The 23,350-nt window shown below is 55.0% G+C and carries 16 protein-coding genes and 2 pseudogenes; 10 read left to right on the top strand and 8 right to left on the bottom strand.

Going from position 1 to position 23,350, the window contains the following annotated elements:
- Positions 1–5: 5 nt before the first annotated feature.
- A complete protein-coding gene (locus L1249_RS07275) occupies positions 6–1,259 on the bottom strand; it encodes a dicarboxylate/amino acid:cation symporter (protein WP_044628133.1) in 1,254 nt (417 codons plus the stop codon).
- A gap of 246 nt (positions 1,260–1,505) precedes the next feature.
- Here L1249_RS07275 and serS point away from each other — a divergent pair, with 246 nt between their 5' ends.
- Positions 1,506–2,783, top strand: a complete 1,278-nt coding sequence (gene serS / locus L1249_RS07270) for a serine--tRNA ligase (protein WP_137094477.1) — start codon at positions 1,506–1,508, stop codon at positions 2,781–2,783.
- Here the strand turns inward: serS and L1249_RS07265 are convergent.
- Entirely contained in the window at positions 2,725–3,555 is an 831-nt protein-coding gene (locus L1249_RS07265; RefSeq protein WP_137094479.1) for an SIMPL domain-containing protein, read from the bottom strand. The two genes, serS and L1249_RS07265, sit on opposite strands and share 59 nt — an antisense overlap.
- 251 nt (positions 3,556–3,806) lie before the next feature.
- On the opposite strand from L1249_RS07265, the gene L1249_RS07260 reads away from it, so the two are divergent.
- The 3 genes from L1249_RS07260 to L1249_RS07250 are packed head-to-tail and all read left to right on the top strand — an operon-like array spanning position 3,807 to position 9,544.
- Entirely contained in the window at positions 3,807–5,027 is a 1,221-nt protein-coding gene (locus tag L1249_RS07260) for a TolC family protein (protein WP_235253468.1), read from the top strand.
- 21 nt (positions 5,028–5,048) lie between these two features.
- The gene (locus L1249_RS07255; protein WP_062359137.1) at positions 5,049–6,332 is read left to right on the top strand and encodes an efflux RND transporter periplasmic adaptor subunit; all 1,284 of its coding nucleotides are present in this window, start codon (positions 5,049–5,051) and stop codon (positions 6,330–6,332) included.
- 14 nt (positions 6,333–6,346) lie between these two features.
- Complete coding sequence (locus L1249_RS07250) at positions 6,347–9,544, top strand: efflux RND transporter permease subunit (RefSeq protein WP_062359136.1); 3,198 nt, start codon at positions 6,347–6,349, stop codon at positions 9,542–9,544.
- Between the two features lie 52 nt (positions 9,545–9,596).
- On the opposite strand, the gene L1249_RS07245 is transcribed toward L1249_RS07250, so the two are convergent.
- The 3 genes from L1249_RS07245 to L1249_RS07235 form a co-directional block, all read right to left on the bottom strand.
- Positions 9,597–10,919 (bottom strand): ATP-binding protein, encoded by a 1,323-nt coding sequence (locus L1249_RS07245; RefSeq protein ID WP_054640873.1) that lies wholly within the window; start codon positions 10,917–10,919, stop codon positions 9,597–9,599.
- Between the two features lie 25 nt (positions 10,920–10,944).
- Positions 10,945–11,616, bottom strand: a complete 672-nt coding sequence (locus L1249_RS07240; RefSeq protein WP_044628127.1) for a response regulator transcription factor — start codon at positions 11,614–11,616, stop codon at positions 10,945–10,947.
- Positions 11,617–11,884: 268 nt separating this feature from the next.
- The gene (locus tag L1249_RS07235; RefSeq protein WP_235253467.1) at positions 11,885–14,026 is read right to left on the bottom strand and encodes a TonB-dependent receptor family protein; all 2,142 of its coding nucleotides are present in this window, start codon (positions 14,024–14,026) and stop codon (positions 11,885–11,887) included.
- 1,172 nt (positions 14,027–15,198) lie between these two features.
- Here L1249_RS07235 and L1249_RS17675 point away from each other — a divergent pair.
- The 4 genes and pseudogenes from L1249_RS17675 to L1249_RS07225 all read left to right on the top strand — a co-directional run.
- Positions 15,199–15,351 carry a di-heme oxidoredictase family protein gene (locus L1249_RS17675; RefSeq protein WP_197746112.1) on the top strand — a complete coding sequence of 51 codons (153 nt, stop codon included), beginning with the start codon at positions 15,199–15,201 and terminating at the stop codon, positions 15,349–15,351.
- Positions 15,306–15,524, top strand: coding sequence for a di-heme oxidoredictase family protein (locus L1249_RS17670; protein WP_390903883.1), 219 nt, complete (start codon positions 15,306–15,308; stop codon positions 15,522–15,524). The genes L1249_RS17675 and L1249_RS17670 overlap by 46 nt, the downstream gene beginning before the upstream one ends.
- Before the next feature lie 224 nt (positions 15,525–15,748).
- Positions 15,749–16,924 carry a porin gene (locus L1249_RS07230; RefSeq protein WP_228168697.1) on the top strand — a complete coding sequence of 392 codons (1,176 nt, stop codon included), beginning with the start codon at positions 15,749–15,751 and terminating at the stop codon, positions 16,922–16,924.
- A 504-nt stretch (positions 16,925–17,428) separates the two neighbouring features.
- Positions 17,429–18,076 (top strand): annotated as a pseudogene (locus L1249_RS07225) (IS630 family transposase); the annotation flags it as partial.
- Between the two features lie 67 nt (positions 18,077–18,143).
- On the opposite strand, the pseudogene L1249_RS07220 reads toward L1249_RS07225, so the two are convergent.
- Positions 18,144–18,274: pseudogene (locus L1249_RS07220) on the bottom strand (IS1380 family transposase); the annotation flags it as partial.
- A gap of 672 nt (positions 18,275–18,946) precedes the next feature.
- Between L1249_RS07220 and L1249_RS07215 the strand changes: the two are divergent.
- Both L1249_RS07215 and L1249_RS07210 read left to right on the top strand, forming a co-directional pair.
- The gene (locus L1249_RS07215) at positions 18,947–19,807 is read left to right on the top strand and encodes a hypothetical protein (protein ID WP_137094483.1); all 861 of its coding nucleotides are present in this window, start codon (positions 18,947–18,949) and stop codon (positions 19,805–19,807) included.
- Positions 19,808–20,188: 381 nt separating this feature from the next.
- Positions 20,189–21,322 carry an AI-2E family transporter gene (locus tag L1249_RS07210; protein WP_228168698.1) on the top strand — a complete coding sequence of 378 codons (1,134 nt, stop codon included), beginning with the start codon at positions 20,189–20,191 and terminating at the stop codon, positions 21,320–21,322.
- A gap of 60 nt (positions 21,323–21,382) precedes the next feature.
- Here L1249_RS07210 and trxA read toward each other — a convergent pair whose 3' ends face one another.
- Together trxA and L1249_RS07200 are read right to left on the bottom strand one after the other, a co-directional pair.
- Positions 21,383–21,766 carry a thioredoxin gene (gene trxA, locus L1249_RS07205; protein ID WP_074210775.1) on the bottom strand — a complete coding sequence of 128 codons (384 nt, stop codon included), beginning with the start codon at positions 21,764–21,766 and terminating at the stop codon, positions 21,383–21,385.
- Positions 21,767–21,889: 123 nt separating this feature from the next.
- Positions 21,890–23,146, bottom strand: a complete 1,257-nt coding sequence (locus tag L1249_RS07200) for an ISL3 family transposase (RefSeq protein WP_193061152.1) — start codon at positions 23,144–23,146, stop codon at positions 21,890–21,892.
- Between the last annotated feature and the right edge of the window lie 204 nt (positions 23,147–23,350).

Below are 23,350 nucleotides of genomic sequence, written 5' to 3'. Positions count from 1 at the left end.
GATTATTAAGAGCGGCTGGTGTTGTAGATTTCTTCGTTGAGTTCGCCTTCGCTTTTACCTACCAGCGTGGTGACCATCAGATCGCCTGCGACGTTAACACTGGTACGCGCCATATCCAGAATGCGGTCAATACCCGCAACCACGGCAATAGCTTCAAGGGGTAGGCCAATTTGTGCCATCACGATGGAGAGCATAATCAGGCCTGCACCAGGAACGCCTGCAGTACCAATCGAGGCCAGCGTGCCGGTGGCTACGATCATGCCGTAATCCATCATGCTCAAATCAGTGCCGGTCATCTGAGCAATAAATAGCACCACCACGCCTTGATACAGTGCGGTGCCATCCATATTGATGGTGGCGCCTACGGGCAGTACAAAGCCGGACACCCCTTCCGATACGCCCAGGTTTTTCTGTGCGCAGCGAATTGAGACGGGCAGGGTGCCTGCTGAGGAAGCAGAAGAAAACGCCACCACGATGGCATCCAGGCTGCCTTTTAAGTAGCGCACCGGGTTCAAACGTCCCATCAGAGAAATAAAGCCAGAGTAGATAACAAGCACATGTAAAATGCTGGCGAGATAGACCACGCCGATCAGTTTGGCGAGTGGGAGCAAAATTTCTAAGCCATACTGGCCCGATACATGGGCAATCAAACCAAACACCCCGAATGGCGCAAACGCCATCACGAGGCCAGTGAGTTTATACATGGCTTCCGCGAAGCTATCGAAGACCTTCATCACCGGCTCGCCTTTTTCACCGATAAGCGTTAGCGAGATGCCCAAGCCAATGGCAAACACAATGATCTGCATAATGTTGCCATTAGCCAGGGCATCAATCGGATTGCGCGGCACGAGATTAATGAGAATCGACATTAGCGATGGTGCTTCGTTAGCCGAGACTTCAGCGTCGAAACTTAGCCCGACACCCACCCCAGGCTGCAGCAGGGTAGAGAGCACAAGGCCAATGCTGATGGCAAAGGCAGTGGTCACCAAGTAAAGGATAATGGTGCGAGCCCCAATACGGCCCATCTTCTGTGGATCGCGCATGGAGGTAATACCCACCACCAGCGTCGAAAAGACCAGCGGCACAATCAGCATCATAATGGCGTTGATGAAGATGTCGCCCAGTGGCTTAAATACACTCGCTGTTTCGCCGAGCAGTGCGCCTGCCAACACCCCGAGCGCCAAACCTGCCAGGATTTTCTGCCATAGAGCGATACGTCGCCACCAACCAAATTTTTCTTGCGTTGCGGTCTCCTGCATAAACTTTCTCCTTTTCTATAACCCGTTGTTAGTGATTCTTGCTTTAAAGCGGCGGGCACTCTATCACTTTTGGCTAAGTAAGGGGGGAGGTATATGCGGAAGGGGCATGGTGTATGCCCGCCAACGACTAAGTTCAGCATGGTGGCGCGCTGCCATAGCCCCAACTCGCGCTTTTGCCTACAATAGGCCCCTTTGCCACGGCCTTTGATTGCCGTGTTTCACTGAATTCTGGCCAAGGGATAACTCATGCTCGATCCGAAACTGCTGCGCGGCGATCTTGATGCAACTGCGCAACAACTGGCCCGCCGGGGCTTCGAACTCGATAAAGCGGCACTGCAGGCGCTGGAGTCGCGCCGTCGTGAGTTGCAAACCCAGACCGAGCAGTTGCAGAACGAGCGGAATACGCGCTCCAAATCGATTGGTAAGGCCAAGGCCAATGGCGAAGATATTCAGCCGCTGCTGGATGAGGTGAGCGACTTAGGTGAGCGTTTGGATGCTGCCAAGCGCGAGCTGGCCGAGGTGCAGGCTGAGTGGGATGATGCAATTAGCGGTATTCCCAACCTGCCCCATGAGAGCGTGCCGGAAGGCAAGAGCGAAGACGATAACGTGGAGCTGCACCGCTGGGGCACGCCGCGTGAGTTCGACTTTGAGGTGCTAGACCATGTGGATTTGGGTAAGAAATCCGGCTATCTCGATTTTGAACTGGCGGCCAAGCTAACCGGCGCGCGCTTTGCAGTGATGCGCGGGCCCATCGCTCGCCTGCATCGCGCGCTGGCGCAGTTTATGCTGGATATGCAAACCCAGCAGCACGGCTATGAAGAGTGCTATGTGCCTTATATGGTGAATCGCGATTCGCTGATGGGCACGGGCCAACTGCCCAAGTTCGGCGAGGATCTTTTCAAGCTTGACGATGAGCGTGAGTATCATCTGATTCCCACCTCAGAAGTCCCGCTGACGAATTTTGTGCGCGATGAGATTGTAGAATTAGCGGCGCTGCCGATGAAGCTGACCGCCCACACGCCGTGTTTCCGCTCGGAAGCGGGCTCCCATGGGCGCGATACCCGTGGCATGATTCGTCAACACCAGTTCGATAAAGTCGAAATGGTGCAAATTGTAGAGCCGGAGAAGAGCTACGACGCGTTGGAAGAGATGCGCGGCCATGCAGAAGCCATTCTGCAGGCGCTTGAGTTGCCGTATCGGGTGGTGACGCTGTGTACGGGTGACATGGGTTTTGGCGCGGCAAAAACCTACGACTTGGAAGTGTGGCTACCGAGCCAAAACACCTACCGGGAAATCTCTTCTGTGTCTAACTGCGAAGATTTCCAGGCGCGTCGGATGCAAGCCCGTTACCGCCACCCTGATTCCAAAAAGCCTCAGCTACTGCATACGCTCAATGGTTCGGGTTTAGCAGTAGGGCGTTGCCTGCTGGCGGTGCTCGAAAACCACCAGCAGGCGGATGGGTCGATTACTGTTCCGGCTCCCCTGCAGCCCTATCTGGGCGGCCTCGACCGTCTTGCCCTCTAAGCGCCCACTCGACGTTCACCCCGGCATCGATGCGAATGGTGCCGGGGCGGTAGTCGCTGGCTGAACCGCTGCCCATGGCGTCACTTTCGGCGCGCATGGCCATCATGCGGGGTTGAAAAACCGGCGCTTGGGTCTCTTCAATGTGTTGAACAGGGCCAAGCGTGACATCTAGCGTGCTCGCCATAAGGTCGGCTTTATGGCGGGCTTTTTCTAACGCTTTTGTCAGTGCTTCGTCGGTGGCGGCGTCGCGATCCTGCAGGTCAAACTGCACACCATCTAACGCATTTACACCAGCGTCAATCAAAGCGTCCAGCACATCGCCTAATTGGTCTATATTAGTTAGCTCAACGCTGAAGGGGCGTTCTAAGCGGGTGCGCATCAGCGTCTCTTGTTCGCCGTTGTCGTTGCGCGGGCCTGCGACATGCTCAGGATACACGTTCAGGGAGCCTGCATTGATGGCGCGTTGCTCAATGCCGATCTCTTCCATGGCGGCAATCAGCTCGCTGGCACGCTGCTCAAGCCGCTCGCGGGCGCTGCCCAGGGCTTCGCTATCGGTGTCTTCTAAGGTTGAAACCGCTGGGGTGTTTTCCCACAAACGTGCAGAGAGCGTGGCTTTATCGGGTTCAACTTCCACCCATGACTGCGCCTGAACGTGAAGGCTTGGCGGAGCAGGCGGCGCGGCGTAAGCCATAGGGGTAGTCAATAGGGCAAACAAAGCGCTACCCACGATGCCGTAGCGGAGGCGTTTAAAGTGTTGCATTGCTGTATTCATAGGTCACTTCCTTGCTAAGAGAGCCAATGAGCAGAGTAGGCTAACTAATATTGTGTATCGCTGTTTGGAAGGAAAGGTTGCCATAAAGTTCGCTGGCAAAGAGTAGACGGAAAACAGTTGCTTTTTGTGGATGACGCTTCGAATTCAAGTTCATTTTAACCTTTTCACTTACTATCCTAGCCTGTTCCTACTTTGTCATGGACGCCTCGCGCCCATGAATTGTGGCTATTTACCCCTTCGGGAGAAAGTCGATGAAGGCAAGCAAGCACTCGCCCAGAGCGTTGTTGTGTTCAGTACTATTGTCCATTCCTCTGTTCGGTCAAGCGGAGACTGTGAATTGGACAAATTGGCTCACTGGCCAGATAAGCAAACATCCGGATGTTATGGCGGCGACAGAGCAGGCGGCAGCCCGGAATCAGGATGCTGAGGCAAGCGAACAACCGCTGTATAACCCGGAGCTGTCTGTTGGAGCAGACAGAACGGGCAGTGACAACAACTTTGTGGCAGGGCTATCACAAACGATCGATTGGTCTGATCAACAGGGTGCGCTAAAGGACAAGGCAAAGCTGATCAGGCTTTCCGCTGAAGCTGATTTGAACGAGGCGGTTTTGGCACAAACGTCCGAGTCGCTGTTTGCGCTTGTCGAGTGGCGCGCGGCGACGCGTGCCGAAGAAATTGCGGAATCCCAGCAACACCGTCTGAATGCCTTGCTGGAGCAGGTTGAGCAACGCCAGCAGGCGGGCGACCTGGGGAGTACCGATGCAGAGTTGCTTTTTTTAAGCCTTTCTCAGCAGCTCAGTGAACTCGCCCAGGCAAAGGCCGCAGTTGATCGAGCAGAAACTCAAGTTAGAGAACGTCTGCCGGACTGGAGGCCTCAGGATGGGGGAATCCCCGGGCACATTTGGCCGGCTCTTGCTTCCAGGGTCGATAACGACAATTTGCTGGATCATCCGTCAATTGCTGCTGCCCGCGCGAGGTGGCAGGTGCTGCGGAGCGAAGCCGAGGTGGTCAGTCGCAGAGCGGCGGCATCTCCCACGGTCGGGCTGAGCGGAGGGCGTGATGGCGGTGAGAACCTGGTTGGCCTGACATTCTCGATCCCTCTGAACGTCCGTAATAACTACAGCGCTGAAATCCGGGCCGCGAATCGACGGGCTCTGGAGGCCGAAGCGCGGTTTCAGGCGCTCTACCGGAAACAACAATATGACCTGGCAGGCGCTCGCGCTTCCTGGAAGCGATACGACACCCAACTCAGCCGATGGACAGAACTCTCCCAGGGGCGTGTACAGCGAAGTGCTGATTTGCTTGAGAAGCAGTGGCAGGTCGGCGACCTCTCCACCTCTGAGTATCTCCAGGCGCTGGGCCAGCGCGCGGAGAGCCTGAAAACCGGTATTGAACTGGAAAAGCAGGCGCAGTTGGGTCTGATTGAGCTCTTGAGCCAGTCTGGCGAACTGATCACCCTCTTCCAATACTAGTCTGGAAACTGGATATTCATTATGAAAAAAACTCTGATTTCTGTATTCGCATTGACGTTGCTTACAGCCCCACTTTCTTTTGTACAGGCAGAGGAAGATGCTCATCAGGAAGCCGGTCATGATCATGCTGCCAGTGGCGACGATCATCAGGAAGTCACCGGTGAGGAGGGCGAGTATAAGGAAGATCATGGTGAAGAAGGTGAGCATGAGGAGGAAGGTGAGCATGAGGAGGAAGGTGATCATGAAGAGGAAAGGGGGCACGGCCACGAAGACGAGAACGGTGGCCATGAAGAAGCGGCCACCGCAAGCATCAATGCCAAACAGAAAGAGCTCGCCGGCATTGAAGTAGCAACCCTTGAGAGCAAGCGCGTTGACTATGAAATCTACGCTCCCGGTGAGCTGCTGACCAACGGCTATACCAGCTATCACGTGTCCCCCCGGGTTGCCTCAGTGGTGCTGCGGCGTCACGTGGAACTGGGTGAGCACGTAACCAAGGGCCAGCCGCTGGTAACCCTGTTCAGTGAGACGGTGGCACAGGCGCAGGCGGATTACAGGAAAGCTTTTCCTGAATGGAAGCGAATCAGCGGGCTGGGTCGTTCCGTGGTTGGCGATCAGCGGTTCAATACAGCGAAAGCCAACATTGAAGCAGCAAGGGCGACTCTGCTTGCTTACGGGCTGAACGATGATGACATTGGTGCGTTGAAGGCCAGCGGGGTGGATAGTCTCGGTGAATACATGCTCAGGGCTCGCGTGGATGGTGCAGTACTGACCGATGAGTTTGAGCAAGGACAAAGAGTTGAGGCTGGCCAGCCGCTGGTGACTCTTGCTGATGAGAGTGAGCTTTGGGTAGAAGCCCATCTGCCAGCAAGCTCCGACATTGTTCTAGAGAAGGGCGCGGAAGCCGAAGTCAGGGCAGCGGGTCGTGTGGGCGTGGCAACGGTGTCCCAGGAAGCCCACACCATTGATCCTGTGACCCGCACGCGGATTGTCAGGCTTGAGCTGGACAATCCTGAAGATCGTTTTCATCCAGGAATGTTCGCAGATGTGTATTTTCGTTTTAAGACCAGCGAGCCGGTGCTTGCCGTGCCGGAGACTGCATTGATGCGTGGCGCGGACGGCGACTGGACGGTCTATGTGGAAGAGGCCGAAGGCGAGTATGAACCCGTGGAAGTGGAACTGGGCCGCTCAATTGGCGGGCTCCGTGAGGTTTCCGGCCTGGCTGCGGGCCAACGAGTCGTTTTGCGGGGCGCATTTTTTGTGGCCTCTGAGATTGCCAAAGGCGGCTTTGATCCGCACAACCACTGATTCCGGGAGCCATTATGTTCAACCGAGTAGTCGACTTGGCGGTTCAGAACCGCCTGTTGGTTCTTATTGCGCTTGCAGTGCTTATCGCCACGGCCGCGTTTCAGATACCAAAACTGAATCTTGATGCTTTCCCCGACGTTACAAACGTCCAGGTCGCTGTTAATACAGAGGCGCCCGGACTTGCGGCTGAGGAAGTCGAGCAGCTGATCACCTATCCCATTGAAGCGGTGATGTATGCGTTGCCGGATGTTGAGGAGGTTCGGTCCATCTCCAAAACCGGGTTGTCTGGTGTCACCGTGGTCTTTAAAGAGGGCACGGATATCTATTTCGCGCGCCAACTGGTTTTCGAGCGGTTGCAGGCCGCGCGGGAGCTGATTCCGGACGGGGTCGGGGTGCCTGAAATGGGGCCGAATACGTCCGGTCTTGGCCAGGTCTACCAGTACTTGCTGATAGCGGACCCGGATTCGGGGTACGACGCAATGGAATTGCGCAGCTTGCACGACTGGCTGGTCAAACTGTTGCTGATACCGGCTGAAGGGGTTACGGAAATCCTGTCGTTTGGCGGAGAGGTCCGCCAGTACCAGGTTAACCTGAACCCGGCGCGAATGCTGTCCTATGACTTATCACAGAACGATGTCATGGAAGCCCTGGAGAACAACAACTCCAATGTTGGGGGCTGGTATATGGGCCGCGGGCAGGAGCAGTTGGTTATTCGCGGTATGGGCTGGCTGGGTAATGGCGAGCAGGGGCTCGAGCAGATCCGTCAGGTGCCCGTTAAAACCAGTGATGGCATTACAGTGACAGTGAACGATGTCGCCGAGGTAGCGCTGGGCACTGAAATTCGCCAGGGTGCGGTAACCATGACCCGGAAGGATGAAGCCGGTCAGGTTGAACAACTGGGTGAAGTGGTTTCTGGCATTGTACTCAAACGAATGGGGGCCAACACAAAAGCCACCATCGACGGCATCGAGGCCCGCATTGATCGCATAAATCAGGCGCTTCCGAGTGGGGTTCGTTTTGAGCCCTATTACAACCAGGCGGATCTGGTGACCAAGGCCGTAGAGACGGTGACCAATGCGCTTCTGTTGGCTTTTGTGTTTATTGCGATCGTGCTTGCCCTGTTCCTGATGAATCTGCGGGCAACAACGCTGGTGCTGCTTTCAATACCGATTTCCATCGGGATTGCCCTGATGATCATGGCCTGGTTCGGTCTCTCGGCCAACCTGATGTCTCTGGGCGGTATTGCTGTGGCAATTGGCATGCTGGTGGATGGCTCTGTTGTTATGGTTGAGAACATTTTCAAGCATCTGACCCATCCCGATGCTGAGCATGACGCCCACCGGAATGAGTTGGCTGAAGGCGACCCCGATCCGCTGGATGCATCGCACGATGATCGTGGCATTGCACTTCGACTGCAGGAAGCGGGCCGGGAAGTGGCGCGGCCGATCTTTTTCGCGACGGCGATTATCCTGGTCGTTTTCATGCCTCTGTTCAGCTTTGAAGGTGTGGAAGCCAAGCTGTTCCAGCCAATGGCGATCAGCATCATGCTGGCCATTGTGTCCGCTGTGATCGTCGCTCTGGTGGTTGTACCCGCGCTGGCGTCATACATGTTCCGTAAGGGTATCCGGGAGCGGGAAAGCTTCATTCTAAAACCCCTGGAAAAGCTCTATCGCATGGGGCTTGCCTGGTCACTGAAGCATAGCCGCGTGGTTGTTGGCGCGGCGGCTGTTCTTGTTGTGCTGGCGGCGCTGGTTGTGCCACGACTCGGCACGGAGTTCGTTCCTGAACTGGAAGAGGGAACGATTAACCTCCGGGTGACCCTGGCCCCTTCATCAAGCCTTGATACGGCGCTTGAAGTGGCGCCAAAACTGGAAGCCATGCTGATGGAATTTCCAGAAGTGACCTACGCCCTGTCCCGGGCGGGCCGACCGGAAATAGGCGGGGATCCGGAGCCCGTTAACAATATAGAGATCTATATTGGCTTAAAACCAACTTCGGAGTGGACCAGCGCCAGTAATCGCTATGAATTGCAGGCCCTGTTTGAGGCGAAGCTCGAACAGCACCCGGGGCTACTGTTTAACTTTTCTCAGCCTATCGCGACCCGGGTTGATGAATTGTTGTCAGGTGTTCGTGCGCAGTTGGCCATCAAACTCTTTGGCCCGGATCTCGATGTATTGGCGGAGAAAGGCCAGCAGATCGAAGCGGCGGTCCGAACAGTTCAGGGAACCCGGGACGTGGCCATGGAGCAGATTGCCGGTGAAGCGCAGTTGGTGGTTCAGCCAGACCGTCAGGCAATTTCCCGGTACGGACTCGCCGTGTCTGATGTGATGAGTGTCGTCCGGGACGGACTGGGTGGTGCCGCCGCGGGCCAGATCATCAACGGAAATGAGCGGTACGATATCTATGTGCGCCTGGCCAAACGTTTCCGGGAAGACCGGGATGCCATTGCTGATCTCAGGTTGCAGGCGCCTTCCGGAGCCTGGGTGAGACTCGGTGATGTGGCCGATGTGTCTATTGAGTCCGGCCCGCCCCAGGTGCGCCGCGACGACGTTCAGCGCCGTGTGGTCATTCAGTCCAATGTGCAGGGTCGTGACATGGGCAGTGTGGTTGCCGATATTCAGGATACCATCGCGTCAGAAGTGAACCTTCCCCCCGGCTATTCGGTGGATATTGGTGGTCAGTTCGAAAACCAGCAGCGAGCTCAGAAACGATTGACCATTGTGGTACCTGTATCTCTGGGCCTGATCGCGCTGTTGCTGTACTTTGCTTTCAGTTCGGTCGGTCAGGCACTGTTAATTCTGGTCAACGTGCCGCTTGCTGTCATTGGTGGCGTCTTTTCACTCTGGATCTCCGGCCAGTATCTCTCAGTGCCCAGTTCCGTTGGATTTATCACTTTGTTTGGTGTGGCGGTGCTCAACGGGGTCGTTATGGTCGAAAGCATCAATCAGCGAATACAGGATGGGTTGAACGTGGATACCGCGGTGTTTGAAGGTGCCGTCTCCCGTTTACGTCCTGTCTTGATGACAGCAATAACCTCGGCGCTCGGCTTGATACCGATGCTGTTGTCGACGGGCGTGGGAGCGGAAATCCAGAAGCCACTGGCCAGCGTGATTGTTGGTGGTCTCGTGACTGCAACTTTCCTGACACTCTTTGTTTTGCCGGTTCTGTTCGGTCGCTTTTCAAGAGCCAAGGTGAGTGATATCCAACGGTAAAAAATGGGAGAAGCCGCGCTGCGTCATCGACGGTTGCCTTTCTGGAGGTTTTCTAATCCGGAAGTGGCAGTAGAATGACAATGCTGGCTCCTCCGTTTTTTGAGGTACCCATGTTCATCTGTCCGAGGTTGTCTTCGACAATCTCGGACACGATGGACAATCCGAGCCCAAAACCGGCGACCGTTTCATCCAGCCTGGTACCCCTGTTCATGACAGTGGCTGCCGCCTCGGGAGAAATTCCGGGGCCATCGTCCGCTACTTCTATGGAGAGTCCTGATGACGTGCGGACGATTGTAACGTCGACGGTTGTCTGGCACCACTTCCCGCCATTTTCGAGTAAATTGCCAAGTAGCTCTGAAAGATCCTGCCGTTCCATTGGCCAGTTGAAGTTTTCAGGTAAGGTGGTGTGGAGGCGGAAAACCGTGTCAGGGAAGATTTTTTCCATAACGGTGATGACACTTGCCGTGATTTCAACCGGCATGCACGTCCGTCCCATCTGTCTGCCTGATATGTCTGCTTTGCTCATCCGGTATTTCAGGGATTTGTCAAGCTCCCGCAAGTTAGAGGCCATAAACACAACATCCTCCCGGGACGGAGGCAAGGTATCGATATCCGACAAAATGGCAAGATTGGCAGAAATAGAGGTTTTGACCAGGTGAGAGAGATCGGAATTCAGGCGGCGGTGGCGGTCCAGCCGCCGGTTTGACAGCTCGAGCAAATCATTGAGCTGCCGGATCAGCGGACGAAACTCTTCCGGCACGTGAGGGTTCAGACGACTTTGTTTCCCGGATTGGAGCCGTCTCAGGTCCTCTTTTATCCTACTGATGGGCTTTAACGTCAGATGTGTGGTGGTTCCAATCAGTGCCAGCAGTATCGCCAGAAGAACGGCCGAGGCACCGAGCAATGTCAGGTGGGCCTTCAGCGGTCGTTCAGAGAGCGCCCCCTCGGTTTCAAGAACGGTGATTGAGGCCAGCTTTCCAGTAGCAGTGAACGTACGTCTAAGCCCAAAAAGCGTGTTCGCGCCCTGCGCTATGTGAATAAAACCCTCGGGCTTATCCACAACGCCCTGCATTTGGCTCAGGTCAAAGTTGTTGCTCGTCAGGACGCTCCCGCCTGCCGTTTCGATGATGATGGCATGCCCCAGAAGCATTTCAAACTGATGGATCATGTTCCTGAGGTCGTCAGTTGTCGGGGACTCGGCTTCAATGATTGCCTGAAAGTTTTCCAGCTCTTTACTCAGGTGTTGTTTCCTGGACTCGTCCGATAGTTGTTTTATCACGTAGGCATGTGAAAAGAATATCAGGGTGAAATAGACGAGGCTGAAAACAGCCCCATACTGAATGGCTGTTCTTCGGATACTCTTTGGAGCTGGCATATGTTGACCTGGTTCGTTCGGGCGTTCAGCCAGTAGGATCTTTTTCGAAGAAGTAGCCCTGGCCACGCAAAGTCTTGATTTTATTGCCCCCTATTATTTTTCTGAGCCTGGCTATATAGACCTGAACAACATTTCTGGTGGGGCATCTTTCTATGTTGTAGAGGGTTTCAACCAGTTCGTCCTGGGAAAATACCCTGTCTGGTGAACGGAGGAAACACTGTAAAAGGCGGAATTCCGTAGCTGTCAGTCTGAACTCTTTCTGGTCGGGCGTGGTAAGCGTTCGGTAGGTGGCGTTGAGACTGAATCCGTCAACACTGATCTGGTCTGTCGTTCTGCCGTCCTTTCTTCGGATAATCGCACTGAGCCGGGCTTTCAGTTCATCAAACTCAAACGGTTTGGGAAGGTAATCATCAGCTCCCGCATTCAACCCTTCTACTCTCTCAGTCCAGTTGGAGCGTGCGGTCAGAATAAGGATGGCCTCTTTTTTCCCGTTTTTTCTCCATCTTTGCATTAAAGAAAGTCCATTTTCATCGGGCAGTCCGATATCGAGAATAACGGCCTGGTAGGAGCTTGTTTCAATCAACGAGTCCGCTTCTTTGCCGGTTTTGGCGATATCGACTGTGTAGTGCGCCTGCGCAAGCCAGTCCGATATTCTTTTGGCAAGTACCGCATTGTCCTCAACAATCAGAATTTTCATTTGTAAGCGCCGTTTTTCGTGGTGGGAAAGTTTCGCTCGTCCTCTGTTGATTGTAACAGTAACGAAGGAATCAGGATCAGAAAAGCCGGTTGTTAGCGTTGTCCAGATTGGCTCTTCCGAGGTTGGCGACGCTGCGGTCCAGATCATCAATGGCGCGACGTTCTCAGGCGAAGTGGCGCCTGAGTGTGAAAAAAGGATTATCGGAGTGATCCAAAAATCCGGCTCCCGATGAGTGGAAGCCGGATTTTCAGCAATCTCCGTTCACTCATCAGAAATTAACGCTGATCCCCAGTGAAGCGGTGCGCGGCAGGTTCGCCATGGCGCCATCGGGCCAACGTGAGACAATTTGCTGCTCATCGAACAGGTTGTCCACTTTCAGGAAGACATCGGCACTGGCGGTCAGCGCGTAACGGCTGATGAAGTCGACCAGGAACAGGGATTCGGTCTCGTCCAGTTTCGTCGCGGTGTTGTTGCATCCTGCGCTGACACACATCTCATCGACGTAGGTGGCCACAAGGTAGTTGTCCCAGCCACTCGGGTGCTCCATGCCGACCCGCAGGCTCATCTGGTTTTCCGGAACGTCTTTGAGTTGCTCGCCTTTTTTCAGGCCAGAGGCAGCATTGTCCTTGCTGATTTCCGCCTGGGTAAAGGTGTAGGTAAGGCTGACCGGAAGGTAGAACTCGCCCGCCTCGGTGCCGGTCTGGAGCTGGAATTCCGCACCGGCAATTTCAGCCTCGCCGGCTACGAAACTGCCAGAAGTGGCGCCATTGCTGCACGGCGAGCCCACTGAACAGTTTTCAGCCTTGTTGGAGAAGTCGCTGTAGAAGCCGATCACTTCCGCGAAGAACGCATTGCCAAAGTAGCGGACGCCGGCTTCCCAGTTCTTGCTGGTTTCCGGATCTTCGTTTGCCCTGGCACCACCTCCGAGAGGGGAGAAACCCCGGTGCACGCCACCCAGAACCTGCCAGCTTTGGGACAGGTCATAGGTAAAGGAAGCGCCAGGCAGGAGTTCGGCGCTGTCATTGGCGCGGGTGCTGTCGACGGTCGTGCGACCGGGATCCGCGTATTGGGTGCGGCTGGTCTGTACATCCTCGTAGCGCAGAGCGAGGTTGATATTGAGCTTGTCCGTCGCCTGCCACTTGTCGAGTGCCCAGAAGCTCAGGGCTTCGCCGGTCTCAAAGCGGTTGTTGCTGCCCGTTGGGGCCACGCTGTTCTGGAACACCAGGGAGCCATTGACCTGGTCGTACACATCCACCGGCTGGAAGCGATCCATTTCATCTTCGTGGATGCGGGCGCCGAAGTCGAATTCGTGGTTGCCAATGTTTACATCGAAGTTTGTCTGCACGCCCTGGGACAGGTAGTCCCTGGCGTTGTTTTTGTATTCCAGACCGCTGGCGTCAATTGTGCCGTCCAGAATACCCTGGGCATTGGCGTCGCCGCGGTTGGCCTGGTCGATGATGTTTCCGGCGCCACTGAGCTTGTACCAATTGCGTTTGAAGTCGTTGCGGTAGAGAGTCGTGGTGCTGCTTACATTGTCGCTCCACTCGAACTGATGAGTCAGGCTGACACCGGAGTGAGTATTATCCATCTGGTCGGGACTGGAAAGCCCGTAGCGCCGGTTGGGGTCCTGGTTGAAGTCCGCATCCGTCAGTCCGACATAGGTCGAGTTGGAGGTTTCCTCGGAATACTGCAGCTTGGCGGTTACGCTCTGGCGATCTCCCTGCCAGCGTAGCTTGCCGACATAATCACTGATGTCGAAGCCACTGTTGCGGTTGCTTCGGTCAATGTCCTTGAAGCCTTGCGCTGAGCGCTGGACCGTTTCAACCAGATAGCCCCAGTCACCGTTCGTGTCGCCATAGGTTGCATGAACGTCGGTGGAGCCGCGCTCGTTGGTGACGGCTTCGACGTAGCCCTTCTGCTCGTCGGGAATGGGTGTGGAAATCAGGTTGATCACGCCGCCGGTGGTTTGCGGACCATAGCGCAGCAGCGGGGCACCCTTGAGTACTTCCAGCGAGGACATGCGCTTGAACGTCGGGAAATAATAGGCGGCCGGGTTAGAATAGGGGGCCGGCGCGATCAGAATGCCATCTTCCATCAGGGTAACATTGCTGCTTCGCTCGGCCGTGGCACCGCGAATGCCAATGTTAGGGCGCAGGCCCAGACCCTCCTCTTCCCGTACATACACGCCCGGGACGGTTTTCAGTACCTGGTTGATGTCGGCCTCAACCTCGGTTTTCAACTGTTGATCGCCAACAACGTAGCCTGACCCCGGCAAGGTCTGGGCGGCAGACGCATCGCCAATGATTTCCATGGGTTCAAGCATCTGGGGCTGATCATCGCCGACTGCCCAACTGGCGCCCGGGGCAAGGCTGACAGCCACGGCCAGTGATAAGCGGGAAGGTTTAAACATGTGTTTCTCCGCAATTATTCGTATTTGAAATTCTAAATAGAAACGCGTTCCATTTGCGGATACGAATTTAAGGACTTCTCATAATCAAGTCAATAACCAATGTTAATGATAATGAGAGAGTGTCACCAGGCTGAAAAGGTTGAATTTCTCTCAAACGGGCAATTCGGAGGTCGGAGCGGGTTGGGCGGAGGGTGAGGGTATCAGCTGGCCCGCAATCCGGGGCCAGCTTTTCTGAAGGCCAAACAAGCCGCCGGTGGTCTGCTCGCAATGTCGGTGATCATGGTAACCCGGTTCGATCCCTTACTCCGTCCACAATCTTGCCCGGAAAGAGCTTTGCCGCCAGAGCAGCGCAACCCAGAGCGCATGGAGTAGCGCCAATACCCATTCAAAGGCATTGTCTAGTTGACTGTACAAGGCAGGTACTGCGGCAGTGAGGATAACGGAGAGAATTCCCACCGCCAGTAACGCCCTGTACGGCTGATACTGGTGCAACTGTCCCAGTAGGGTATGCACCAGGATATGTAGCCTTCGAAGACAGCAATGACAAACGTATCATGAATGGTGAGCAGCAGGCTTAACGCCGCTGCTAATGCTAACCACCACAAAGGAATGCTGCGGCGCCGGATTGCCCTATTCATCCCGCCCCCGACAACTCAGACCTCCCCCAACTGTCAACAACAGTGAACATTGACCGCATTGGGGGCGCGGCGCTTTACGGGCTTTTAGTACTGTTGCTGACACAATATTAAATGCAACCGCCGCTATCAGCCATGAATTATTACAGGTCCGCAGTCTTGTGTCGTTTAACTCATGCAATACACGCCCATCAATCTCTAATGCGTATAATAATGATTTATATTTAATTTACCTCAAAGGATTTGCACATGACGTCAATACTCGTCCGCGACCTCTGGCCCTGTCAATCACCCTGCTTTTGATGGCCGGATGCAGCGGCAATCAGGACGCTGCCAACGCACAACACAGCAGAGAGCCAACGGCAGATAAGGCACCCGCATCCACGCCGACCAAAACTGACGTTGTTAGCCATTATGCAGATCTGGCGCACGCCACGTTCCAGGATGCGGTGACAACGGCCGAGGTTCTTGGCGAGGTAGTGGACGCAAGATTGTGGCCAGTTTGCTAATGGCGGCGACCCCGAAGTCAGCGACAAAGTGGCAGGCTTTATCACCTTCTACGCCAGCAGCCTTGCAGTTCCCGCCCGTCGCGCCATGGAAAACCCGGAAGTGCAGCAAGGCGCCAGACTCGTTAGCAACACGGGGTGTGCCGCCTGCCACACACCAAAGCACGACCGGTCTGGTCGCTGACCGGCCAGACCTCAGCGACCAGACGATCTGGCCCAGCCATTTTGTGGCACGGGGGCGAAGCCGAGATATCCAGGGAACAGTTCAAGGCACGATTCAGGACTGAACGTGCGGTGCTGATTGCCTTCCTGAAAGTGCCTGAAGAGGCTCCCGGTTGCACTAAAGTCTCATGTTAATTGACTTCTCAGTCGTCGGGCTTGTGCTACTATCAGTGTGGTCAATATTGTTGCTGTGCCCAGTGCTGACGCAAGACCTGAAGCCACTTGAGTTTCGGGACAGGAGGGCACAGCACTTTAAGATAATGGACGTAATACGCATGACACGTTCAGTAATAAATCAGTAATAAATCAATGATAATATGACACGTTCAGTAATAAATCAATGATAATGAGGGGGGGTTATGATGCTAATGGCAAATAAAAAAGCGGCACTGAGTTCAGCGCTCGCACTGGTGGTGGCGGGGTTATCTTCGCCGGGTCACGCCATGGAATTCAAGGTGTCCGGCCAGGTGAATCGTGCGATCACCGTCGCGGATAACGGGAATGAGACTGATTACGCGAGTGTCGACAGCATCGGTTCCAACTCACGTTTCCGGTTCACTGGCAATGAGATGATGGCCAACGGCATGAACCTCGGTTTTATCTATGAAATGTCAGTTGTTCAGTACGGATCCACGGAGTTCGATATCGGCAACAATACCTCCGGGGGGGGTGAGGGTGGCGTTGACCTGGATACCCGGAAAATTGACATCTATCTCGAGGGTGACTTTGGTACGGTGAGTTTCGGCAAAGGCGATGGTGCTGGCTACTACGCCAACATGATGGATTACTCCGAAACGCTCTACTTCGGTGGCGGTGCCTGGTATACCCTTTATTCTTCCGGCATCAGTTTTGTCGATGATAACGGCAACAAACTTTACAGAATTGGTGAAACCAACGGCGTCTTCAATGCCGTTGGTCGACAAGAGCGTATCCGCTACGACAGCCCGTCGATCGGCGGTCTGGTGCTGTCGACCAGTCTCGACAACGGCAATGCCTATGAACTGGCGGCCCGGTACCACGTAGATTTTCCGGGTGCCAAACTGGCCACGGGGCTGAGCTGGGTTGATGCTAATGATCTGGAGATTCCGACCTCGCCCACCGATGGACAGCCACTCACCCCTGGGTCGGAATTCAAAGAGAAGCAAGTCCTTGGTGCTTCGGCGTCTTTGTTGCTGGACGGTGGCCTGAACTTTACCGTCTCCTACGGTAATGAGGAAACCGACGCAATGGCCAATGCGGGGCAGGCTAATCAAGAAGGCTATGATGCGACCAACCTATTCGGTCAGGTAGGCTACTCGACTGGCGCTCATCACTTTGCAGTCAACTATGGCGAGACCAAAGATCTGATTGTTGAGGGAACCAAGGGAAGCCAGATTGGTCTGGCATACGTGTACGACTGGTCGAGCGCGGTCCGCTTGTACTCCTCGTATCACCTGTATTCGCTTGACCTGCCTTCGTCGGTCAAGACCGCTGAAGGATGGGGCGATGCCAACGATATCAGCCAGCTCTATGCCGGTATCCGGATCGCCTTTTAACCAACGGGTCTGACCTGAATAACAGACAGGAGTAAAATATGCACAAACTGCGGTTATGGATAATTCCCGTGCTGGTAGTAGCTCTGTCGGGCTGCGGACTTAATGTGGTCCGACCCGCTGACACGACGCCGATGCCGGGAGAAGACCGCCTGCCTGATGGACCAGGCCTGTTTGCCAGCAGTCCCGATGACAGCGCCCGGGAGGGATATTCTATCCTGTCGGGTCGTTGCTCAGATTGTGCGACCAGTCAACGCGCCGGAGGGAAGGCGGCCCCGGACTCTGACACCTACAGAAGCTTCGAAGCCTTCAGGCGGATGGACCCAGACTCACAAGAATACAGGGAATTTGAGAAATGGCTGGAATGGAAACAGTTTCGCCAGTGGAAATCCCGGCAGCAATGAGGCTCGGAGGTGAAAAACTCTACCGTGCCCCGTGCCGACTGTTATGATATAACGCAGCCCCGCTCAACTTTCCTTTCTCTGGCAGATGCTTGTCACTTAATGTGTAAGCAACGATCCAGACTTTGCTGAGAAGGTTTTCGATGTCGTTGGCCTGTACCTGAATCCGCCGAATAACGCGCTGGTGCTGTCGGTTGACGAAAAAACGCAGATCCAGGCACTGGATCGCACTCAACCAAAGCTGCAACTGAAACCCGGCCAGATCGAGCGCCGTACCCACGATTACAAGAGGCACGGGACGACCAGCTTATACGCGGCCCTGAATATCCTGAACGGCGAAGTGATTGGGCGCATTACACAACGCCACCGCGCCAAAGAGTTTCTCGATTTTCTGCGACAAATTGATCGAGAAACACCGAAAGAGCAGGACCTTCATCTGATTCTGGACAACAGCTCGACTCACAAAACACCAGAAGTGAAGGCCTGGCTGGAAAAGCATTTCCGGTTCAAGCTTCACTTCACACCCACCAGCGCCTCTTGGCTGAATGCCGTGGAGGGCTGGTTTGGTCAACTGGAACGCCGCGCTTTGTACCGTGGCATTTTTACCAGTGTCGGCGAACTTAAGAAGGCGATTCGTCGCTTTATCCAAACTCATAATGAGAAACTGGCAAAGCCGTTCCGCTGGCACAAGAGTGCAGAATCGATTATGACTTCAGTGACGCGAGCAAAGCTGAGTGTTATTGATAATAAATAAACGGATTACCCAGACGGGACACTAGCAGAGCTCCCCAAATGCCACAAGAAATTAACCCATAGCAACCGGTCAGGCGATGTTGCCTATCGGGTTTCCTAAGGCCAGGCAATCCGGCATCGGAGGTGATATGGCCGCCGGAGTAATCGGTTTCAATCTGGCGGCGGACGGTGGAGCGAAGGGAAGTTTTTCAGGTATAATCCCGGGCAGCGGCGGTTGGTGTTGGTTTCGCGTGTAGGAGCTTGAAATTATAGCACCTGCAGCCGTTTTCTTTTGTCCCCTATGAGAAATCCGGGCCATTTTAAGAGCAGAAGGATGTTGTAATTACCCCAGGATATTGGCCCGTCGATAAAGTAGTGCGTAATCAGCTACTCACAGGAAAACGGCACGGCAATTGCCTATTCAGGCTGTTGCTGATACTTTCGTTGCTGCTCGCCGCGCAGCACCTTGCCATGCATGACATCGATGGTGCTGGCGGGGGCCCGGTCGGGCATCAGGAATGTCTGCTCAATCACCTGCCTTATGCTCAGTTATCCCCGCCATTACCCGGTCTTCCGTTACTGATTCCGGCGCTGTTTCTGGAAATACCGTACAGCCAACACTTCCACCGGATTTTTATCCACCCCTGGCTGGCCCGCGCACCACCCCTGTTCTGATCTGTCTCTGTTTACCCGTTTAATTGATGAGCAAGTGCGCAGTGCACGGTTACTGCGTGCCTGCTCGGGGATTCGCACGATAAATCAATTCAGGAATACGTAATGATTGGCAACTATAACCGGTTATCGCCGGCAGCCATCGTAATGCTCGGCTTATCCATAACAGCAGGGGCTGTTCCGCTTGCCTACAGTGGGGGACCTGCGGGTGGGCGCCAATATGGATCTGATCGCCGAAGCCCGGGATTTCGGTGCTGATATGAACCGCCAGGTGCTTGACCTGCGTGAAGTGGAGGTTTCCCTGGAATCGCAGATCAATCCTTGGCTCTATGGGATGATATTCCTGACCCGGCCGTCCGATGAGGACATAAGTGTCGAGGAGGCCGCAGTGATCGCCGACCTGGGAAGAGGGTTCAGGCTGAAAGCAGGGAAGTATCGTAACGAGTTCGGATTGCTCAACACCGTTCATGAACCGGAACGGCCACAAGTCTCACTTCCCTTGCCAGTGGAGGAGTTTCTCGGCGAAGAACAGCTTCGGGAGACGGCTGTCACCCTGGGTCGTCTCACCGATCTGGGCAACGGCTACCGTGCCGGCATCAGCGGCGCCGTGTTCAATTCCGACAACGATGCGGCGTTTGATGCCGGCCAGTCCGGTGACAAGGCCTTTGGCGGCAAACTCTATTTTGGTCGTCAGGCCAGTGACACGGCCTACCAGTTAGGTCTCAGTGCCCTGACCGGCAAGAACGATACGGTCGGTACAACCGATATACAGGCGCTGGATTTCCGCGTCCTGCTCGAACCGGAATTTGCCCGGGGCTACGATTACCCGGCACGTTTTTCCTGGATGGGCGAGGTCCTGTTCAACCAGCGGGAAATCGCCCCTGGCGTCAGCAACAACGCCAACGGCGCCTGGACACTCGTGGATTACCAATTCAAACCTGCGCATCATCTGGGCGCGGGTGCCGAATACACTCAGGGGCGACTGGATAAATCGCTGACGTCCAGGGCTTATTCGGCGCATTACAGCTGGTATTACTCGCCCCATGCACGATTGCAGGTACAGGCAGGCGCGTCGTCTTGACGTTGATGGCGGCGACAGCGGCATGGAAGTATTGCTGCAGTGGAATATCGTTCTGGGTGCCCACAGTGAACGGCCATTCCTTGCCATTCTTCCGATGGATGACAAAATGTAACCTGGAGAAAACACAAAAACCCGCCCGGATTCGAAAGGCGCCGGGCGGGTTGATATTTATCGGCCCTGACGATATGGGCAGTCGCACGGCCAACAATCCGCCCGGGCACGCCGGAATCATGGCAAAATGGCCGCTTCCCCATCTTTGACAAACCCCTGGCCTTGCTAAAGCTTGTAGTGAGCGATCAGTTGACTCCTTAATGTTTGCATGGTTTGTGCAATAACAGGCAAGCAGCCATTATGTATGGATAACACGCTAAGGAAAGGGCTATGTCGAAGTTGTCGGATGAGGATTATCGAAGTATCCCGCTCAATGCCACACTGGCGCTTGCCGCGTTGGTAGTGATTATTGCGGGAATGAAAGTGGGCGCGGACCTGTTGGTGCCGCTACTGCTGGCGGTGTTTATTGTCGTGGTGTGCACCTCACCCGTGCAGTGGCTGCATCGCTGCGGTTTGAGTCGGCGGATGTCGGCGTTGATTACGCTACTGGTGTTGGTGGGTTTTATATCGCTGATTGGCCTGTTGGTGGTCAATAGCTTCAGTACCTTTGTTGAAGCGCTGCCTGATATTGAAACCAGGCTTTACGAGCACTACTGGGACTTGCTCAATGCGCTGGCCTCTCATGGGTTGGCTATCGACCCCGACCAGCTCAGTTCGATGTTTGCCATGGAGGAGAACGGCTCCTGGGTGGCCACACTGCTGGGTGAGATTGGCTCGCTGTTTATGCAGGGCAGTATCGTCGCGCTGCTGGTGATTTTCATGCTGTTCGAGACGCTGAATTTTCGCGATAAGGTGTCCCGGGCGCTTGAAAATCCGGCACCGAGCTTGGAGCGGTTTAGTGAATTTAGCCTAACGCTAAAACGCTACTTGGCGGTTAAAACCGTGATTAGTTTGGCAACCGGTGTGTTGGTCTGGCTCTCGTGCCTGCTGGTGGGCGTTGAGTTTCCGCTGCTGTGGGGCGTATTGGCATTTGCGCTTAACTTTATTCCTAATATTGGCTCGGCGTTGGCTGCGATTCCGCCGGTACTGCTGCTGTTGGTTTCTCAGGATGGCGGTGTGCTGCAGGCGTTGCTGTTGGCATCGGCGTACTTGGTCATCAACTTTATTTTGGGCAATTTGATTGAGCCTAGAGTGATGGGGCAGGCGCTGGGGTTATCCACCTTTGTGGCGTTTCTTTCACTGGTGGTGTGGGGGTGGGTCTTTGGCACGGCGGGCATGCTGCTGTCGGTGGTGCTAACGATGACGCTAAAGATTGCTCTGGATAGCCACCCTCAAACGCGCTGGATAGCCCATCTATTAGGGCCGGGTAAGCAGCGTAATGTACAGATGAGACGCCCTGGAGACGCGCGTCGGCCGCCTTGGAAGCGGGGTGAGTGGGCGAAGCGAGAAGAAAGCGACGCTTAGGCAGGCAATGCCAATAAGAACAGAGATACCGCTGGCAGTGCCAGCGGTAACGTTACCAGCTTAGGCGTTTTGGTCGATAAACTGGGTCAACTGCGACTTAGATTGCGCACCAACCAGTGAAGCGACTTTAGTGCCGGATTTAAACAGCATGACGGTGGGTACACCGCGGACGCCTTGTTCTGCGGCAATTTCAGGTGCATCGTCAACATTCACACTGACGACTTTCAGGTTATCGCCACGCTCAGCGGCCACTTCATCAACAACAGGTGCCATGACTTTACACGGGCCGCACCAGGGGGCCCAGAACTTCAGCAGGACAGGCTGTTCGGCGTTGAGGACTTCTTGCTCAAAATTGGCGTTGGTGACATCAACATTGTTAGCCATTTGCTTCTCCCGTTTGCGTTGCTCTTGCTGTTTCGTTGCCTCAAGTGGAGCAACGGTCATTACGCGAAATATTAGCGCATTTTCACCGCGCCAAGTTTGCCAGATGTTAGCGTGCGCGAAGGGTGCTGGCAAATTCTTGATGCGATTTGTCCTTAAATAGAAAAAATTAGGTTCTTCGTCACTTCACGTGGATTTGGCCTGATCGAATAGGCGACCCACCGGGCTGCCAATCAGGTAGATCATGGCGATAAAGTTGGCCTCGTTCCGGTAGCCACGTGCCCGTGACCGAGCCGCTTGGAACAGACCATTCATTCCTTCCAGTCTTGCGTTCGTCAGTCCCGAGAGCCAGCGTCTGACCACCGCGTCGGCGTGCCGCTCAAGCGTCGCCAGGGCTTTCCCCATCGGCTTCAGCAGTGACTTTTCAGACACCGCCGCCTGCATGACCTTGAGGTAGTTCGTGATGCGCCACCGAGCCGCTCTGGGCGTTGGAGCCTTCTGGATCCAGCGTAGCTTCTCCTTGATCACCCAGGCATCGGCCGTGGCGCTCTGATCGGCCACCAACTCCTGGAGCGCCGAAAGCTGTTTGGGTGTCAGGTTCTTGTTATCCAGGTTCTTCAGCAGGGCCCAGCGCAGCGACTTGGGGTGCCCCTGCTCCCGGCGCTCTTTCTTGCGTACCTCGTCCAGCCGCTTGGTGAAGGTCTGTACGATATGGAACCAGTCGACCGTTACCTCGGCCTTGGGAAGGTGCTCGGTCACGCCGCTAAGGAAGGCTGGCGACATATCGCAGACGACCTCGACCACATTATTCGGGTCGCCGCCATGGGCCGCCAGGAAGGCGCTGAAAGCCTGGATGGCATCCTTGCCGCAGCCTGGGACGGCAAAGATAACCGGTTCCCGCTTGCGCTGCATGTCGAGGAACACCGTGACATAGCGATGACCGCGCCGGGAGGCGGTTTCGTCCACGCCGACCGTCACCACCTTGGACAGATCCAGTTCCCCCAACATGCGGCCAACGTAGTGGTGCACGATGCGCCATAGTCGTTTGTCGGAAATCTCCAACTGGCGGGAGACGGCCAGTACCGGCATCTCCTTGACCAGTGACATGGCCGCTTGCTCGAACAGCAGGGTAAAGTCGCTGCCCGGCCGGGCCCAGGGCACCTCTATGCGCTTGACGCCATGGTCAGGACACTTCGTGCGCGGCACGCGAGCATGCAGGTAACAGTGATGCTGAAAGAAGTTCAGATGCCGCCAGGTTTTGTCGGCAAAGTCATGAGCTTGGCAGGCCTTACCACATTCTGGGCAGGGATAGAGACTGCCTCGCTCCGCCTCGACATAGAGGTCCAGGCGGTGGGGCGACACGGCGGTATCCAGGTACTGGTTCTTGAGGATCCAGGGCGCTTCCAAGCCCAGGCCGAGTGTTAGAATCTGGGTGCCGTCCATGTCATACCTCCTGCCGCTGTGGAGGTCATATTCTGGCCCAGCTCAGGGGGCGAATTCCACACCCAACGTCGAAGAGCCAAAAATTAATAGATGTTCATAGTCTCTATTTTTTTATATTATAAGTGAATTACGAGGCGTTTTTTTATTCAAAAATGTGCTCATTGAGCCATGAAATTGAGCCACGAAACCGCGCGCTTGGCTAAG

This window comes from Halomonas sp. Cn5-12, assembly GCF_021532545.1.
In the GTDB taxonomy this organism is placed as follows: Bacteria; Pseudomonadota; Gammaproteobacteria; order Pseudomonadales; family Halomonadaceae; genus Vreelandella; species Vreelandella aquamarina.
Note: the sequence above shows the minus strand (reverse complement) of the source record. Positions and strands in the feature narration are given on the sequence as shown.